The following is a 17,443-nucleotide window of genomic DNA, read 5'->3' as shown; positions in this document are numbered from 1 at the left end:
CGATTATGTTCGCTTAGAAAAGGCTTGCTCGATCGATTGATGTAGAGCTGACCTATGAATGTTCTGTAAGCCATGTTTTGTACCATCGTACTACGAACGGCGGTCAACCTCGTACTCAGGTGGTAATCATCTATCTACAAGCAACAAGTTGCTTGTCCCTCCATATTGGTTCATTTCCCTCAGGAGAGTGCCCCTACCATTATTTGGGTTGCTCGCTCGTGGGGTTTACCTCGTTCCACTTCAACCATTTCTAGTTGAACTCCGTCACTGTGGCACTTTCAAGGTATTAATACCATATCCGAAGACTTAGGTACGTTCCCTGCCGTTAGCCAATAGGCTACCCTAACTTATGAATTCGTCAGGCACGAACACTACAGCCATCTCAGACTGTGCGAGCATGGACTTTCCTCTGCATGATTAAGTCATACAGCAATTACCCGAACATTCAATTGTTGTTTCCACATCACCTATCATGGAATACAAATTATAACATGATTTCAATCGTTTGCAAAATGTAAATATTACCTATTCATCTAATCTACGTACTTCTTGCCAAATACTGCTTTTTCTAAATTCGATAATCGTTTTAAAATATCGTAGTTGACATGACCTGTTGTTGACTGGGCTTGTGCTTGTCTCATTCTAGGTTGGTCTGTAGATTGTTGCTTTAATCGCGCATTTTCTTGTGTAAGTCTTTCCACTTCGCTTTGTAGTGCTTCATAGTCTTGAATGACTACATCTAAAAATTGATCTACTTCTTCTTGATTATAACCTCTTATAGCAGTTTTAAAGTCTTTCTCTAAAATATCTTTACTCGTTAATTGAACTCGTTCAAACATTCTATTCACCCCAAAATCATAACAACTTAATTAATATTCTTTCAAATTAGTATAGAAAAGTCAATTTACAATTATGTTTCATTCGATAAAATTAGACGAATTCAGTTCCATATCCCTAAAAGTATCATCTAAATCAAAGGATGTAATATAAAACAATTGAAAATTTGGTTTATTTTGACGCTTCACCTCCTCTAAGAAAAATTTGGGTGTCCCTTCGTTTTCCGGTTCATAAAGTATTAAACAAGCGTCTGATTTCTGAATCAACCATTTATCTTTTATCTTAAATTGATGTGGTCCTTCATATTCTTTTTTCACTAAGGGCTCATAAAAATCAGCTTGTTCGACTATTTCTTGATAAACAAGCTGAAGGTCTTCTTTCCATCTCTGCTCCTGGTTTGTAAATGGTGGAATAACAGCTAACTTTATGTCATATTCTAATTGAAGCTCAAGGACCACTTCAGCAGCCCATAGTTCTACGCCAGCTTGTCCAGAAATTAAGATCCATTCAATTCCATCCTCAATAAGTGGAAGCAATCTCCTCTTTATTGTTTCTTTAATATAAGGTATTCGTTTATCATTGCTATTAAATATGCCTAATTCCATAGGTTTATAACCTGTAATCGTTAAAACATTCATTTTTTCATTCCTTTAGATGGATAATGTGTTGAGACTCATCTTTTTACAAATGGTAAAGGAAGGACTGAAAACACCAGTCCTTCCACATAACATTATTAGCGTGCATAAGGATTAAATGCTGGATTCATTGGTCCAGCCGGTGGTACAGGAGCTCCTGGTGCAGGAACGACAGTTCCTAGTGGCGGTGCCGGTGGTACAGGGCCCATATTTATATTTACAGCGTCATAAGTGTTAGCGAATGACGTTGTATGAGGAAAGTAGTGTTTATTCTTTTGTAAATGATGGTTTACAACAGTTGTATGAGCTGGATGAACATGATTAACTTCATTTACAGAGTGTGTATTTTTCACACAATGTTTTGTAGGGTATACCACAGTTTCTACAGGGCTTACCGCCGTTGGTTTACAATGTTTATGATGATGATGCATCCTATCCTCTCCTTTCATTTTCTATACATTAATACTATATTATGAAGAAAGGAGACATGTACTAAGTCATAAACCTAATTTTGCTTTATAACTAGAGATTGTATCCGTGCCTAGAAATAAGAAAATATTTTAATATGGTGGAAGAAAAACCCTTACCAAAAGTTGGTAAGGGTTTTTTGCTATTTTTGACCGTCCGCTAAATCCTGAGGGGTAAAGGAGAATGGCAATAATTCCTCCATCGTCATTGTTTTCGTATCCCCTTTTAAATTTGCAATTTGGATTTCCATCGTTGGCTCACAAAATTCACTCAATACTTGACGACATGAGCCACAAGGAGGTACTGGTCGTTCTGTGTCCGCTACCACTGCTATATGTTGAAATTCTTTTTCACCTTCTGATATCGCCTTAAAAATCGCCACTCTTTCCGCGCAGCATGTAACAGGATAAGCAGCATTTTCTATGTTACATCCCTTATATACTTTTCCACTTTTCGTTAATACGGCAGCTCCTACTCTAAATTTGGAGTATGGAACGTATGCATTATTCCAAGCATCCTTTGCGTGACTTAACAATGTCTGTTGATCCATTATGACTTCCTCCCAATGTTTTCTCATATAGCTCGTATATGTAAAGCGAATTCAGGGCTTTCCTTTCATTTGATTCATTACATAATCAATGGAATGATAAAGCTCCATAAATCTTTTTCTTTTTACGTCATGATAATAGCTATGTAATAAAAGCAATTCCATATTCTCTTTCGTATTTTGGACTTGATTAGGGTAAATAGGAAGTTCTGGAATAGCTGCTAACGTCTCTTCCTCCCATTTATCGATTAAGGAAAAAGGGTGTTTTGTTTGGACTTTAACTTGCTCAAATCCTTCTCTACTCTTTTTATCAATAGCATTACCGTTATCAAATCGCTCTAATCCTTTAGCTAACACTTCTTCATATATTTGATCTATTAGGTTGGCTAATTGTGAATTCATGTCCAACATCCCTTTTTATTCCACTTTAACATGTTATTCTCTCCAATTCACCTATTTTTATTTGTTATTCTAAATAAAAAGGCTACAAGTAGTATTAATGACTACTATAGCCTTCTTTCCAACATATAGGTTATTGTTTCTTCGTTATCCATTTGTTTATTAACATACTCTTTTTTAAAGACGTATACATTTTCCGAAAAAGGTGATCTTCTCTTTTGAGAATTGATTCCGTACTTTTTGGTGCTTGTTTTTCTAATTGCTTTACTTTTTCATGAAAACTTAATAATTCAGATTGTAGCCGATGGATTTCCTTGCGTTGTTTGTAAAGTTCCTTTTCAATTGCCATATCAGCTTTAAACGATATTTTTTCCTGTAGCACCTGCATGTTATCCATTAAATCACCTATGATCTTTTCAAATTCATTTTTTGATACCTTATCTTCATAGTGATGTATTTTTTTATAGGCTAAAGCCATTTACAACCGTCTCCCTTCCTATCCGAATCTTTGTATCCCTTAATTCTTCTTTAAACGTAAGAATCCTTTCTGAGCGACAAACATAGAAGAAATGTTACAAGTCATTCGATAAAAAAGAAAAAAAGAATAGTTTTTCCGACATGCTTCAAAATAACGTTAAGGAGGGATTTCAATGGCTAAGAAAAACGAAGAAAAGAAGCGTACAGATCAAAAAGTAGAGGAAGAACCTACTCGTAAAGGTTGGAAAGGTGATGGAAATCCGAAGTTAGACGGTCCAAATCGTCCATCTACTTAATCTTTAAAGCATATTTTTAAGCCCCTGTCACTTTGACAAGGGCTTAAAAAAGGTCTCCTTCTTATTGGCTACTTTTCTTATCAAACCTCTTTTTTTATAAAACAACTCCCCTATTTCTTTTGGCTGGACTATTTCCTCTTTCCAGTCCTCTTTCGAAACTGTTTTCCATACAGACCAATCTTCGTGAACGTTATTTTCTTGCCTTATCGTAGGAAAAAGGTCTTCTAAAGAATCAGAGCTAATAAATGTACCGTGTAATTTCCTTTCATACTCTTGTCGTTTACCTGTTGGTTCTACTTCCTGTGCGAACGTATAAAACCCTTCATAAAGTCTCGGAGAAAATAAAATGGATGCTAATCTTTTCCCAATCTTTATTCTTTGATGAACATCTGTAAACTTCTTGATAAATAAACCATATAATTTTCCTGATGGCGTTGGAAATAATACGGAATTCAGATGTATACGATCCTGCATGAAATAAGGTAGGCTATGAAAAACCTTCCATTTAAAAAACGGTTGCTGTACTACAGGTTTTTCAATTAAATTTTGTTCATTAATAATTTGTGCCTTTACTAATCTTTTTTTATCTTGATAAATCCAAAAGTGAGACCATTCCTTCATCATAAACGTAGATACATGAAAGGCTTTTAACAAGTGAAAAAGCGGTCTATTTTCAAGAACGGAATGTTTATAGATTAATAATTGTGGAAAAGCATCAGCAAAAATGAACCAATTTGCTCTTTCATACGTCATATATAAGAAGCGTGCCATTTTTTTTGATAATAATTGTCGATAAGTATGTGTTTTTAAATCTGTCATATTCCAACCAGCATTCCGTGACACCATACTAGCTAAAAATGCCCATTCTATTTCCTGCTGATTTTGATAATAATGTAGATAAGCCTTTGTTCGCGTAATGTTATTTTTATTGTGCAATTGAGTAGATTCTTGAATTTTTTTGATTAGTTGATCTTCCATTGGAATAATCACCCTTGCGAGAAAATGTCATACAGAATTTATTATTTCCTTATCTTTTTTCTTTAATATTTGGTATGATACTGCAATATAGAGGAGGATTTTATGAATTACCCAAATGGAAGAAAAGGAAAAGGACAACCATCGATTCGGACTGGCCAAAAAAAGAATGATTTTGCAAATCGAGGAATGACCCTCGAAAATGATATAAATGAAACGAATCATTTTTACTTAGAAACGAATCATGCCGTTGTTCATAAAAAACCTACTCCTGTTCAAATTGTACAAGTAGACTATCCGAAGAGAAGTGCAGCTGTTATTAAGGAAGCATACTTTAAACAAGCATCTACAACAGATTATAATGGTCTTTATAAAGGAAAATATATTGATTTCGAAGCTAAGGAAACGAGAAATGTATCCTCTTTACCATTAGCCAATATACATGAACATCAAGTTGAACATATGAGGAAAGTTTTACAACATGGAGGGATATGCTTTTTCATTATCCGTTTCTCCAAACAAGAAGACACCTATTATTTACCTGCTGAATTCTTCATACAATTCTGGGATCAGCAGTTCCAAGGAGGAAGAAAATCCATGCCTATCACCTTTATTAAGGACCATGGACATAGCATTCCTTTTACTTTCCAAGCAAGGGTTGATTATATCAAAATAATCGATAAACTCTACTTTTAATCGGGAGGAGATTAATGATGGCAGAAAATAGCCGATCTCGCATGCAACGCAGACAAGAGAAAAAAACGAAGAAAACTAAAAAAGGTAAATTATCCAAATGGAATTGGAAAAAAATATTAATCATTATGTCTATCATCGGTGCAGTTCTATTTGCAGGTGTTATAGGATTATTTGCATATTATGTTTCAGGAGCACCGTCCCTACAAGCTTCAGCTCTTTCAGATCCTTTATCATCTAAAATTTATGATAGGAATGGTGAGTTAATCGTTGATTTAGGCACACAAAAAAGGACAAAAATTGAGTATGACCAAATCCCCAAAATACTGGAAGATGCTGTAATTGCAACAGAAGATGCTCGTTTTTATAAACACTTCGGTATTGATTTCAGACGTATCGGTGCAGCTGTTTGGGCGAATATTACAGATGGATTTGGTGCACAAGGTGCCAGTACGATTACGCAACAAGTTGTTAAAAATGCTTTCTTAGAACGAGAAAAAACAGTCAAACGAAAAGTTCAAGAACAGTGGTTAGCCATTAAACTAGAACAGGATTATTCAAAAGAAGAAATACTGACGATGTATTTAAATAAAATTCATTATGGTAACTCTACTTATGGTGTGGCAAAAGCTGCAGAAGTATACTTTGGTAAAACGAACTTAGATGATCTAACATTACCAGAAGCAGCCTTGTTAGCTGGTATCCCCCAGTTACCAAACGTCTTTGACCCATTAAAAAACCCTGAGAATGCAGAAAGACGAAAAAATATTGTTTTAGATTTAATGGTTCAGCATGAAAAAATAACAGAAGCAGAAGCAGCTGCTGCCAAAGAAGTAAAAGTAGAAGATATGGTAGTGGAAGATTATGCAACGAACATTCCATATAGTGATTTTCTTGAACGTGTGATACAAGAAGTAAAAGCTGAGCTTGGAGAGGATGTAGATATTTACCAGGACGGCTTACAAATTTATACGACACTTGATATAAAGGCTCAAGAACAAGTTGAATTCCTGTTAAGCAATAGCGAGGACAACCCGATAAATGGCTTGTATCCGGATGACGAGCTCCAAACTGGTATTTCTGTACTAGACACTAAAACGGGGGAAATACTCGCAATTGGTGGTGGACGAAACGCAAAACAAGGAATTGGTGCTGATTTTAACCATGCAATCCAAGGTAGCAGTCACCCTGGATCTACCATGAAGCCATTGTTAGACTACGGCCCACTAATTGAGAATACAAGAGCATCAACCTACTATCAAATTAATGATGAGAAATATAATTACACAATGGGTGATAAAAGAGAAATTAAAAACTATGACTTACAACACTCAGGGTGGCAAACAATGCGTTATCATATTTATCGTTCTCGTAACGTTCCAGCACTTAAGGCCCTTCAAGAAGTTGGCATTGATAAAGCTGGACAGTTTATTAACAAACTAGGAATTCCAACACCTGAAAATGGTATTTTAGAATCTGATGCTATCGGTGGCGGAAATATTTACTTAAATCCACTTCAAATGGCCGGAGCATATGCCGCTTTTGGAAACGAAGGTTTCTATAACGAACCATATGCAGTAAGAAAAGTAATTTATCCGAATGATAAAGAAGTAGATTTTAGACCAGAACCAAAAGTTGCAATGTCTGATTATACTGCATATATGATCACAGACATGTTAAAGGATGTTTTAGGTCCTGGAGGAACAGGTACAAATGCTAATATTCCAGGCTTACCTATTGCTGGTAAAACTGGAACAACGAATGATGATAAAGATTCTTGGTTTGCAGGATACACAACTAACTTTACTATCGCTGTTTGGACTGGGTATTCCGAAACTGAAAAGACCATAGAAGGAAAAGGAAAACAAATACCAACGGCGATGTTTAGACATGTAATGCAGCATATATCAGAGGGTGTGGAGACAGCTGACTTTGTCAAACCAGCCTCCGTAGTAGAAATAGCTGTTGAGAAGGGATCAAACCCTGCTAAACTTCCAAGTGAATACACACCAGACGATCAAATCATTCATGAGCTTTTTGTTAAGGGGCATGAACCAAAAGATACTTCAGAAAAATTTGATCAACTCGATCCTGTTCAAGACCTATCTGCAGAATATAGAGAGAGTGAAAATGCGGTAGAATTGAAGTGGAACTATGAAGAAAATGAGGAACAAGAAATTAAATTTGAAATAAGAGCTGGCGTAGAAAACTCCGAAATGCACGTCGTAACAAACACAGAGAATACGAATGTTTTGGTGACGAAAATAGAACCTGGACAAAAATATGTATTTGAAGTAACCGCTATTGGAGCAAACGATAATCGAAGTGAGCCAGTTACTGTCCGAATCGAAATTCCAGAAGAAGAAGAGGAACCCGGTGACATACTAGATGATCTTCCTGGCGGTGATGGTGACGGGGGAGATGGAGATGGTGATGGCCAAGGTGACGGCGATGGTCAGGGTGATGGCAATGGTGACGGTAATGGTGATGAACCAGTAGATGGAGACGGCGGTGATGGTGGAGATGACGGCGATGGTGATATCGGTGGCGGCATCACTGATTTATTAAACTGATCCGCAGGCTAAACAAAATAAAAAGGTTGTCCCAATAGTGTAGAAATTACCTTTTGGCGACAACCTTTTTTGTGTTAATGACACATAATTCAAAAGTATAAACACGCTGAAACGAAAGATTCTTTTTCAAAATCTGGAGCTAGATCCCTTTTCTTTGTTTCATCACTTTTGCCCTTGCATATATTTTTTCTAACTCATGAAAGCATTCCCTTAGCTGAATAAAGGAATGGTAATGATTTGGGCGCTCTTCCATAAAAGAAAGTCGCTCTAGTATGTTAACAGGTCTATATTCCATTTCAGATACATCTGAGGGCTTTAAGTTTTCTTTTGGATTTATTTCATTACAGAAATATAATGCTGTTTTAAATTGCTTTATTTGACGAATCATTTCCTTTTCTGAATACTGTAACTGTTTATTTCGAAAACATTCGGCTAGTTCACTTTCGTGAGATTTCCAGTCGTCAATGTATGCTTTTACTTCTTTAAACATTTGCTGATTTCTCTCTCTTTTTCATTCTTTTCTGTCCTTCTCTACAAATATCAAGTAAAGGACAGACTGGGCATTGAGGATTTTGTGCTTTGCAATGGTAGCGGCCAAAAAAGATCATTCGATGATGGGTATCACTCCATTCCTCTTCTGGCACCTTTCTCATAAGTGTTTTCTCAACCTCTAACACTGAATCCTTCCACTTACAAATCCCTAACCGCTTCGACACTCTTTCTACATGTGTATCAACAGCTATAGCTGGAATACCAAAAGCGACAGATACTACTACGTTTGCCGTTTTTCTACCTACACCAGGAAGCTGTACTAGCTTTTCGTGTTCTGGAGGTACTTCCCCATTATATTCATGAATTACAATTTCACAAAGTTTTCTAATGTTTTTCGCTTTATTTCGATATAAGCCAATGGAGCGAATATCATTTTGTAGTTCTTCTAAAGAAACAGCTAAATAATCTTCTGGCTCTTTGTATTTTTCAAACAAACCCTTTGTTACTTTATTGACTAAAACATCTGTACATTGTGCAGATAATAACACAGCAATAACTAACTCAAAAGGGTTGGAATGATTAAGCTCACATTCAGCCTCTGGAAACATATCACCCATCGTATCTAGTACATGCCTTATTTGGTTCTTATTCAGCATATAAACTCCCCCTATTCGTTCTCTCCCTCAAGCCAATTATAATAGACTGACGTATCTCGTTTTTGTTGTTTAGCTGATGACTGTTGAGTGTTGGAATGGGTTCGGAATGATTGACTCACTTTACGAGCGTCATCAACTGATTTAACACCTTTTTTATTCCACTCATTTAAAATACGATCAACATATCGAAAATTTAATTTCCCCATTAAGACAGCTTCTCGAAGTGCAGCTTTAATTAAAACCGGCTTCGCCTGATCATCATCTATCCAATGGTTTATCGTTTCTATTTCTATCGGAGACAAAGCTCGTCCGAATTCTTGTTCAAATAAAAGAAATAAATTTCCTTCTGTCTCTTGTTGTTTAACGACTTGTTCTTTTTCATAGAGTTTTTTCCATAGTGGTTCTAAGGAGTACCATTCATGCATCACTTCATTTTCTTGAAATTGCTCAATTTTAATGAAGCCATCCTTCATTAATTTTCTTAAAACTTGCGCAATTGCAGGCTCATTTAAGGACATAAACGTGCTTAGCTCTTGAATAGATGGAAGACGGTTACCCTCTAGTTGAAGCCGATATATATGAAGAAGCACTACCATTTCATTTTCTGTTATCCCTAGTGATTTATATTGGAGTAACAAGCTTTTTGGTAATGTCATTTGGTCAAATAATAATTGATGATAAAAAAATGCTTTGTTTTGCAATGTAATCCACCTCAAAGTTATTATACCATCTAATGGTCGTGTAAGGTACGCCATTCGTTTTGGTGTTTTTTTCATATATCAGCCGGTATATCACTTTTATCGACGGAATTAGTGATATATCAGCCAAATTTAAAATATATCAACCAAATAAAAATTATTTCAGCTAATCATGAAAAAAGGCCCCCAAATTGGAGGCCATTACCTATTTACATTATGGATACAAACGATTTAACAAACGTGGAAATGGAATGGTTTCTCTTACGTGCTCTGTACCAGAAATCCATGCCACTGTTCTTTCTAAACCTAATCCAAAACCGGAATGCGGAACACTTCCGTACTTTCTAAGTTCTAAATACCATTGGTAAGCAGGACCTGTTAAGTCATGTTCTTCATAACGTTGCTCCATTAGCTCCAAATCGTCAATACGTTGAGAGCCACCAATGATTTCCCCGTAGCCTTCTGGTGCAATTAAGTCCGCACATAGCACTACTTCAGGGCGGTTAGGGTCAGGCTTCATATAAAAGGCTTTAAGCTCCGTTGGATAATGTGTAATGAAAACTGGTTTTTCATAGCTTTCCGCAATTGCTGTTTCATGCGGAGCCCCGAAGTCATCACCCCACTCGATATCATCAAAGCCTTTATCTTTTAAGAACGCAACAGCATCATCATACGTAATGCGCGGGAATGGTGCAGTAATTTTTTCTAACTTTGCCACATCACGCTCTAATGTGTTCAGTTCAATTTTACAATTATCTAAAACAGACTTTACCACGTAAGCAACATATTGCTCTTGTAATTGCAAACTATCTTCATGGTCCATAAACGCCATTTCTGGTTCAATCATCCAAAATTCAATTAAGTGACGACGTGTTTTCGATTTCTCCGCACGGAATGTTGGACCGAATGAAAATACTTTTCCAAATGCCATAGCAGCTGCTTCCATATATAATTGACCACTTTGAGATAGATAAGCATCTTCTTCAAAATATTTTGTATGGAAAAGCTCTGTTGTTCCTTCTGCAGATGCCCCTGTTAAAATTGGTGGGTCAATCTTTGCAAAACCATTTGTATTGAAAAATTCATACGTTGCACGAATTACTTCATTTCGAATTTTCATAATGGCATGCTGTCTTTTCGAACGCAACCATAGGTGGCGGTGATCCATTAAGAACTCTGTACCATGATTTTTAGGTGTGATGGGATAATCCACCGCTTCATGAATTAGTTCTAAACCTTTTACTTGCATCTCATAGCCTAAAGGTGATCTCTCATCTTTTACAATCGTTCCTGTCACATAAATGGAAGATTCCTGTGTGAGTTTTTTTGCTAGTTCGAAAACTTCCTCTTCCACTTCCGCTTTTACAACTACTCCTTGCATAAACCCTGTGCCATCACGAAGCTGTAAAAAAGCAATCTTACCACTTGAGCGCTTATTTGCAAGCCATGCACCAATTGTTACATCATTGTCTAGATGTTTATATACTTGATCTATTGTTGTTTTCATTACGTTACCTCCTATTACCTCGTAGCATGTTTATCCACAAATTTTTTAATACGTTTTGCCGCTTCTTCTAGCTGATCTAAAGATGTCGCATATGAGAATCGAACATTTTGGTCCGCACCAAAGCCTGAGCCTGGAACTAAAGCGACTTTTTCTTCTTCTAAAAGTGCTGTTACCCATTCATCGACTGAAGAAAAACCACAGTTCTCCACTGCTTTTTGTATATTTGGAAATAAGTAAAAGGCACCTTTAGGTTTCACACAACTAATACCATCGATAGCCGTAATCCAATCATATAATTTATTTAATCGATCCTCAAAAGCGTTTTTCATCTTATCAATCTCTTCTTCTGACTGAGAGTAAGCTTCAATTGCAGCATATTGTGATATAGAAGTAGGATTTGATGTAGAGTGAGAAGCTAAATTTGTCATTGCTTTAATAACAGTTTCATTCCCTGCTGCATACCCAATTCTCCAACCAGTCATCGAATGTGACTTGGAGACACCATTAATAATAATTGTATTTTCCTTAAGTTGGTCAGATAGCTGAGCAATGGAAACGTGCTTTTCATCTCCGTATACCAATTTCTCATATATTTCATCAGATACAATTAATAAATTGTGCTTTATACAAACGTCTCCTAAAGCTTGTAGTTCCTCTTTTGAATAAATGCTTCCCGTCGGATTACTTGGGGAATTAATAATAATTGCCTTCGTGCGTTCTGTTATTGCTTGTTCAATCTGTTCAGGAGTTAATTTAAATTGATTATCTTCAAGAGCATTCACAATGACAGGATTTCCTTGAGCAAGTTTAATTTGCTCTGGATAACTAACCCAATATGGTGCTGGCACAATAACCTCGTCACCAGGATTTAGTATTACTTGAAATAATGTATAAAGTGCATGTTTTGCTCCATTTGTCACGATAATTTCCGAGGGATCATAGCTTAATTGTTGATCTCTTAAAAATTTCTCATAAATAGCTTTCTTTAGTTCCGGGAGCCCACCAGCTGGTGTGTATTTTGTTTTTCCTTCCTCCATCGCCTGCTTTGCTGCTTCTAATATGTGTTGCGGCGTATTGAAGTCAGGTTCACCAGCACCAAGACCAATTACGTCATGTCCTTGTTGTTTTAATGACTTCGCCTTTGCAGTAATTGCTAACGTACTTGAGGGGGTTAAAGATTGTACGCGATCTGCCAATTTCATTATTTCAATTCCTCCTCCTCTGTTTTAAACTTAAATTGTTCATATAAATTTCCATTCGAATATAAGTAATATTCGTAAACAATTCTACCTTGGTTATTTTTATAAATAATTTCCCAAAGTAGTCTACCTTTATCTATACCCGGTACGACAGACATCAAATCGCAATCCGCGCAGTCAGCTTTCCACTTGGAAACCATTTCGTTTTCCGATAAACCTTCTTCCTCCAACGTAAAAATGATTTCTATGTCATCCTGTAAAGGAATGAAAGCATAGCCAGGTTCGTTTTCTTTTGTTTGGCCATAAACAATATCGTATGCTGCTTCACCATTAAAGCGTTTTGTATCTGTAACCTTTACTAATGGGGTTTGCTGGATTGCCCTAGTTTCAGAGGATGCAAATGTCTCTTGTTTAGTGTCCATTGCTGTTTGATAAACAGTGAAAAAATAGATAAAAGCAAACAAGAGCAATAATAAAGTCCCAATACTAATCCATATAAATACTTTACGTCTTGTAGATAGTGAATACTGCTGTCTCTTCATCGTTTTCATCCAATGCCAATCCAAACATTAAATCCCTTTCTTTTAAGGTACGGTTTAACCCATCCACTATTTTGTAAAGGTCGTCCGAATATGACACTCTAATGGTATGTAAAGTTTCTATTTTAACACCTTCCATAATGACCACCTCATATCCCCCATCATTACATATGTAACAGTAATGAAAATTTTACTCAGTATATATTAGTCAATCGTTCCATACACTAATGAATGTCTGAAACGAACCCTGTTATATATTATAACAATAAATTTCAGTCGCATTAAGAAGCAAAAAGAGAAAATATAAAAATATCCTAACCCATACCAAATTATGTATATTTTTGAAAGTGCTCACAATATGTGAGCACTATTTTTTTATTTCATAATCAGAAAGGTTACAAACAATTTTAATCGTGCCTACTTTTTTCAGGTGGTAAACGTCTATCCATGATTCATTTAACCGTTCTAATAAGCCATCATGGAGTTTGGATTCCTTTAAGTTGTAAATTATCGCAAGGTGAGGGTCTAACTCTTGCAGTAATTCACCACTAGGGTAATTCTTCACCGCATATTCCGGAACCTTGATCATTTCTACTTCGACAGGGAAATCCCGAATGACATTTTCAATTTCCCTACTACCCTCTGACATAAAAAACAAGGCGCTTTTCCCGAACTGAATATAAAGTGACATTCTATTGACCTTTTCTCCTTTTAAAACCCTAAAAAACAAGCCCGGACTTAATTCATAAAGTCCTCTATCTTCCCACTTCTGTATTTCCTCAGATTCCCAATCGCTTCCAAGGCAATCTAGGTCATCTGAAGAGTGGATTACTTTTCCCACTTTATAGTTTTTTAGTACATAATTCGCATTACCACAAGTATCACCTTCATTACTCGTGATAATAAGCATGTCTAATTCAGCTGATTCTAATTCCTCTTCTAACTGCTTTTGTAAGTGTTCTTCACTATTTTCAGAACCAGTATTGACTAAAATTTCTTTACCCCTACCAGTCGTAATAAGAAGCGCTTCCCCATCCGGTAGAGAAATGAAGGTAAACTGAACCTCATCCTCAGCAAGCCTATTTACCATTGCATTTACAGAAATACTGTATGAAAAAACAACTACAAACATCATACTGACTAGTAAGAATTTCCTTATCTTCCACATCCCATTCACATCCTATAATAGAACATCACCATTAGAATGTGTTAGAATTCGAAAACTTATTAAAACCATTCGTTAGCATGGTCTAACAATTTGTGGATTTCATCATAAACGATAGGAACCTTAGGAATGGAATCCGTAAAGTACTTTCCATACTTTGATTTCATTAACCGTCCATCGCAAACCAAAACAATTCCCCTATCCTTACTGGAACGAATCAGTCTTCCAAACCCCTGTTTAAATCGGATCACGGCATTTGGAAGGGCTAAATCCATAAAAGGGTTTCTCCCTTGATCCTTTAAAGCATTTGCTCTCGTGCTAAATACAGGATGGTTTGGTGGTTCAAAAGGTAAACGGACGATTACAACTGCTGAGAGATCCTCTCCTGGAATATCTACTCCCTCCCAGAAAGAGCTTGTTCCTAAGAGGATTGCCTGATCAAATGACTGAAAATTTTTCTTCAGCCTCGTTCGACTTCCACTAGAAACACCTTGGGCAATAATAATAAAATCATCTTGATCTGTAAAATCCCGAAGCATCTCATACGTCTTTTTCAACATTTGATAAGAAGTAAACAATACGAGCATTCGCCCAGATGTAATTTTAGCTAATTCATAAATAGCATAACTTATATTAGCTATATAATCTTCTTCTGTATCATATTTAATGTTAGGCAAATCACTTGGAACGAGTAACTGGACTTGGTCTTTATAAGAAAATGGAGATTCGATAATTTTCGTTTCCACTTCCTTTTCATCTAGTCCATTTCTATCTAAAAGGTATTGAAAGGAGCCCTTCATTGTGAGTGTGGCGCTTGTTAGAACAACGCTTTTTTTGCGAGCATAGAAATTTTCATGCAACAAAGGACCTATTTCCATTGGTTCACAATATAGGTAGACCGCATTTTTAGCGCCTTGTCCTTCAATCTCTATCCATTTTACTAAGTTTGTATCCTTATTTATTAAAAAAATATTGATTTGCTGAATGACTTTTTCTATTTGATTGATTTTTCTTATTAAATCTTCTTTTTTTCCATCGTCTTCTTCTGTTTCTACTCGTTTGTCCAACAAAACGAGCAAATCCTTTAAGACAAAAATAAGTCGAGAGGCTAAATCCTTAATGAGCTCTTTTGTACGGTCATCTAATTGTTCAGATTCAAAAACATATTGAATACGTCCGATATCATTAAACGTTTTCTCACTATTCTTTTGATGAGCTACTATTTGGTATAAGTAGCGAAATAATTCATCTGTACATTCTTTCGCTTTTGTTAACAAATCCTCCTCAAATTTAGTAACAAAATTTATTTTTAAATCACTCAAATCATTAAGCATAAACTGAACGGAAACATAGTCCACTTGCATCCCAAAATGTTTGGATGCTGTTTTGTCTAAATGATGAGCCTCATCAATTATGGCGAACTTATAGGTAGGTAGCAACTGATAGTCATTCATAATATCCGCACACAACAAAGCATGATTTGTAATAATAAGGTTTGATTTTTGTGCTTTTCTTTTTACTTTTTGGAAAAAGGTTCTATGAAACCACGGAGAATGTGGATCAGGTATACCTTCTGCTTCCGCATTTATTTTCCGCCAAAAGAATTGTCCACTAGAAGGAAGCTGAAGTTCGTCTACATCACCTGTTGCTGTTTCGGTAAGCCAAACTAATAACAATGCCTTTGTTAGGATAACATCATAGTTATCTTGAGCAGGTGACTTCATTATTTCTTGCTCGAATCGTTTTAAGCTTAAATAATGACTTTTTCCTTTTATCATCACAGCTTCAAACATATCAGGAAACAACCTTTTTAGTAGAGGAATTTCCTTCTCTAAAAGCTGCGCTTGTAGTTGGGTGGTATATGTACTAATTAAGACCCTCTCATCCTCTTGTAAGGCATAATAAATACTAGGAAGTAAATAGGCTAACGTTTTCCCTGTACCAGTTTCCGCTTCGATAAGTGCATGCTTTTTCTCATGGAATACAGCGTAAATAGACTCGGACATTTCTTGCTGAGATTCCCTTGGCTCAAAGTTTTGCATAACGGTTTGTAACGCACCATTTTTGCCAAAAGTAGTATCTAAAAACTCCCCAAAACTCCCTTTTATCTTATGTTCATGTTGTGGTTCTTCAAGTAATTTCCTTAGAGCAATACCTCTATAAACTTCTATAGATTCATTTTCTTCCATGTCATAGCGTTTCTCTTGCATCCAATCGGAAAGTAAGGGATATAGGTCACTGTGCATCTTTGATTCCAAAATCATCAAATGCTCCAGTGTTTCAAAAGGTAATTGACTAGCTTTTTCAAACAATTTTATTAGTAGTTCAGCTGTTACATACGCATCAGAAAGAGCCCTATGTGGGTGTTTATGTGTAATGGAGAAATATTCTGCAAGCTGTGATAATTTATAGCCAAATGCTCTTGGTGCGAATATTCTTGCCAGTTCAACCGTATCGATGACCTTGCCTTTTAATGGTGCAAGACCTTCCTGAAGGAATGCTTCATTTAAAAAGCCTAAATCAAATTGAACGTGATGAGCCACAAAATAGGCATTATCACATTTTTCTCTTATTACAGAGGCAATTTCATGAAAGGATGGTGCATCCTTCACTTCTTCGTCCGTAATTCCTGTTAAATTTGAAATAAACGGTGGAATTTCTTGATTAGGATTAACATAGGAAGCATATTGATCAATAATTGCGCCGTCTTCCACGATAACAATTCCCACTTCAATTATTTTATCGCCTTTTGTTGGCGTATGACCGGTCGTTTCTAAGTCTACAACGGCAAATCTAGTCATTTCTTTTCACCTTCTTTATTTACCGGTTAAATGTATGTTTATTTAATTCACTATTATGTATGCCTACTGGTAAAAAGAAAACTCCCACTTGGGGAGCTACTTTACCGTCAATGGAGGTTCTGTTTTTATTAGTTCTACAATTTCATTATACTCATTCATAATAGCTACAGTAGGCTGATGATTTGCTAATTCTGCTTCAGATAAAACAGCATAGGAAATAATGATAACAACATCATCCTTTTGCACCAACCTAGCAGCTGCTCCATTTAAACAAATAACACCACTATTTCTTTCTCCTGGAATAACATAAGTCTCTAATCTAGCCCCATTATTGTTATTTACAATTTGGACTTTCTCATTCGGTAAAATACCTACTTGATCCAAAATATTTTCATCTATTGTAATACTACCTACATAATTTAAATTAGCTTCCGTAACACGGGCACGATGTATTTTGGCATTCATCATGGTGCGAAACATTGCTCT

At 36.1% G+C, this 17,443-nt stretch carries 20 protein-coding genes and 1 other RNA gene; 3 read left to right on the top strand and 18 right to left on the bottom strand.

The window, feature by feature from the left end; genetic code table 11:
* Positions 1-61 precede the first annotated feature (61 nt).
* The 7 genes from rnpB to HNQ94_RS03385 all read right to left on the bottom strand — a co-directional run bounded on the left by rnpB (position 62) and on the right by HNQ94_RS03385 (position 3,364).
* Positions 62-445: RNase P RNA component class B (rnpB, locus tag HNQ94_RS03415), an RNA gene on the bottom strand.
* A gap of 88 nt (positions 446-533) precedes the next feature.
* A complete protein-coding gene (gene gpsB / locus HNQ94_RS03410) occupies positions 534-839 on the bottom strand; it encodes a cell division regulator GpsB (RefSeq protein ID WP_174495071.1) in 306 nt (101 codons plus the stop codon).
* A 78-nt stretch (positions 840-917) separates the two neighbouring features.
* Complete coding sequence (locus HNQ94_RS03405) at positions 918-1,475, bottom strand: SLOG family protein (protein ID WP_174495072.1); 558 nt, start codon at positions 1,473-1,475, stop codon at positions 918-920.
* Positions 1,476-1,570: 95 nt separating this feature from the next.
* Positions 1,571-1,903 (bottom strand): CotD family spore coat protein, encoded by a 333-nt coding sequence (locus HNQ94_RS03400; RefSeq protein ID WP_174495073.1) that lies wholly within the window; start codon positions 1,901-1,903, stop codon positions 1,571-1,573.
* Between the two features lie 179 nt (positions 1,904-2,082).
* On the bottom strand, positions 2,083-2,490 hold the full coding sequence (locus HNQ94_RS03395) for a cytidine deaminase (RefSeq protein WP_174495074.1): 408 nt from the start codon (positions 2,488-2,490) through the stop codon (positions 2,083-2,085).
* Positions 2,491-2,541: 51 nt separating this feature from the next.
* On the bottom strand, positions 2,542-2,889 hold the full coding sequence (locus HNQ94_RS03390; protein WP_174495075.1) for a DUF1798 family protein: 348 nt from the start codon (positions 2,887-2,889) through the stop codon (positions 2,542-2,544).
* 130 nt (positions 2,890-3,019) lie between these two features.
* Positions 3,020-3,364, bottom strand: coding sequence for a hypothetical protein (locus HNQ94_RS03385; protein WP_174495076.1), 345 nt, complete (start codon positions 3,362-3,364; stop codon positions 3,020-3,022).
* A gap of 172 nt (positions 3,365-3,536) precedes the next feature.
* Here HNQ94_RS03385 and HNQ94_RS19555 point away from each other — a divergent pair, with 172 nt between their 5' ends.
* Positions 3,537-3,659 (top strand): hypothetical protein, encoded by a 123-nt coding sequence (locus HNQ94_RS19555; protein ID WP_260400895.1) that lies wholly within the window; start codon positions 3,537-3,539, stop codon positions 3,657-3,659.
* 27 nt (positions 3,660-3,686) lie between these two features.
* Here HNQ94_RS19555 and HNQ94_RS03380 read toward each other — a convergent pair whose 3' ends face one another.
* Positions 3,687-4,637 carry a DUF2515 family protein gene (locus HNQ94_RS03380; RefSeq protein ID WP_174495077.1) on the bottom strand — a complete coding sequence of 317 codons (951 nt, stop codon included), beginning with the start codon at positions 4,635-4,637 and terminating at the stop codon, positions 3,687-3,689.
* 102 nt (positions 4,638-4,739) lie between these two features.
* Here HNQ94_RS03380 and recU point away from each other — a divergent pair, with 102 nt between their 5' ends.
* Both recU and HNQ94_RS03370 read left to right on the top strand, forming a co-directional pair.
* Positions 4,740-5,330: a Holliday junction resolvase RecU gene (recU, locus tag HNQ94_RS03375; RefSeq protein ID WP_174495078.1), complete on the top strand. Its 591-nt coding sequence runs from the start codon at positions 4,740-4,742 to the stop codon at positions 5,328-5,330.
* Positions 5,331-5,347: 17 nt separating this feature from the next.
* A complete protein-coding gene (locus HNQ94_RS03370) occupies positions 5,348-7,900 on the top strand; it encodes a penicillin-binding protein 1A (RefSeq protein ID WP_221452479.1) in 2,553 nt (850 codons plus the stop codon).
* A gap of 139 nt (positions 7,901-8,039) precedes the next feature.
* Here the strand turns inward: HNQ94_RS03370 and HNQ94_RS03365 are convergent, their stop codons facing one another.
* The 10 genes from HNQ94_RS03365 to panD form a co-directional block, all read right to left on the bottom strand.
* Positions 8,040-8,390 carry a YpoC family protein gene (locus HNQ94_RS03365; protein WP_174495079.1) on the bottom strand — a complete coding sequence of 117 codons (351 nt, stop codon included), beginning with the start codon at positions 8,388-8,390 and terminating at the stop codon, positions 8,040-8,042.
* Positions 8,383-9,048 carry an endonuclease III gene (nth, locus tag HNQ94_RS03360; RefSeq protein WP_174495080.1) on the bottom strand — a complete coding sequence of 222 codons (666 nt, stop codon included), beginning with the start codon at positions 9,046-9,048 and terminating at the stop codon, positions 8,383-8,385. The genes HNQ94_RS03365 and nth overlap by 8 nt, the downstream gene beginning before the upstream one ends.
* A gap of 11 nt (positions 9,049-9,059) precedes the next feature.
* Positions 9,060-9,749, bottom strand: a complete 690-nt coding sequence (locus tag HNQ94_RS03355) for a DnaD domain-containing protein (protein ID WP_260400894.1) — start codon at positions 9,747-9,749, stop codon at positions 9,060-9,062.
* Positions 9,750-9,960: 211 nt separating this feature from the next.
* Positions 9,961-11,253 (bottom strand): asparagine--tRNA ligase, encoded by a 1,293-nt coding sequence (asnS, locus tag HNQ94_RS03350; protein ID WP_174495081.1) that lies wholly within the window; start codon positions 11,251-11,253, stop codon positions 9,961-9,963.
* A gap of 14 nt (positions 11,254-11,267) precedes the next feature.
* The gene (locus HNQ94_RS03345) at positions 11,268-12,455 is read right to left on the bottom strand and encodes a pyridoxal phosphate-dependent aminotransferase (RefSeq protein WP_174495082.1); all 1,188 of its coding nucleotides are present in this window, start codon (positions 12,453-12,455) and stop codon (positions 11,268-11,270) included.
* Positions 12,455-12,994, bottom strand: coding sequence for a cell wall elongation regulator TseB-like domain-containing protein (locus HNQ94_RS03340; RefSeq protein ID WP_174495083.1), 540 nt, complete (start codon positions 12,992-12,994; stop codon positions 12,455-12,457). The genes HNQ94_RS03345 and HNQ94_RS03340 overlap by 1 nt, the downstream gene beginning before the upstream one ends.
* The gene (locus HNQ94_RS03335) at positions 12,957-13,130 is read right to left on the bottom strand and encodes a YpmA family protein (RefSeq protein ID WP_174495084.1); all 174 of its coding nucleotides are present in this window, start codon (positions 13,128-13,130) and stop codon (positions 12,957-12,959) included. Before HNQ94_RS03335 ends, HNQ94_RS03340 begins: the two co-directional genes overlap by 38 nt.
* Positions 13,131-13,358: 228 nt before the next feature.
* Positions 13,359-14,159 (bottom strand): ComEC/Rec2 family competence protein, encoded by an 801-nt coding sequence (locus tag HNQ94_RS03330; protein WP_174495085.1) that lies wholly within the window; start codon positions 14,157-14,159, stop codon positions 13,359-13,361.
* A 59-nt stretch (positions 14,160-14,218) separates the two neighbouring features.
* Entirely contained in the window at positions 14,219-16,957 is a 2,739-nt protein-coding gene (locus HNQ94_RS03325) for an ATP-dependent DNA helicase DinG, 3'-5' exoribonuclease type (protein WP_174495086.1), read from the bottom strand.
* A gap of 96 nt (positions 16,958-17,053) precedes the next feature.
* Positions 17,054-17,437, bottom strand: coding sequence for an aspartate 1-decarboxylase (panD, locus tag HNQ94_RS03320; protein ID WP_174495087.1), 384 nt, complete (start codon positions 17,435-17,437; stop codon positions 17,054-17,056).
* Between the last annotated feature and the right edge of the window lie 6 nt (positions 17,438-17,443).

Source organism: Salirhabdus euzebyi (assembly GCF_014207435.1).
GTDB lineage: Bacteria > Bacillota > Bacilli > Bacillales > Alkalibacillaceae > Salirhabdus > Salirhabdus euzebyi.
This window is presented reverse-complemented; position numbering and strand designations above follow the sequence as displayed.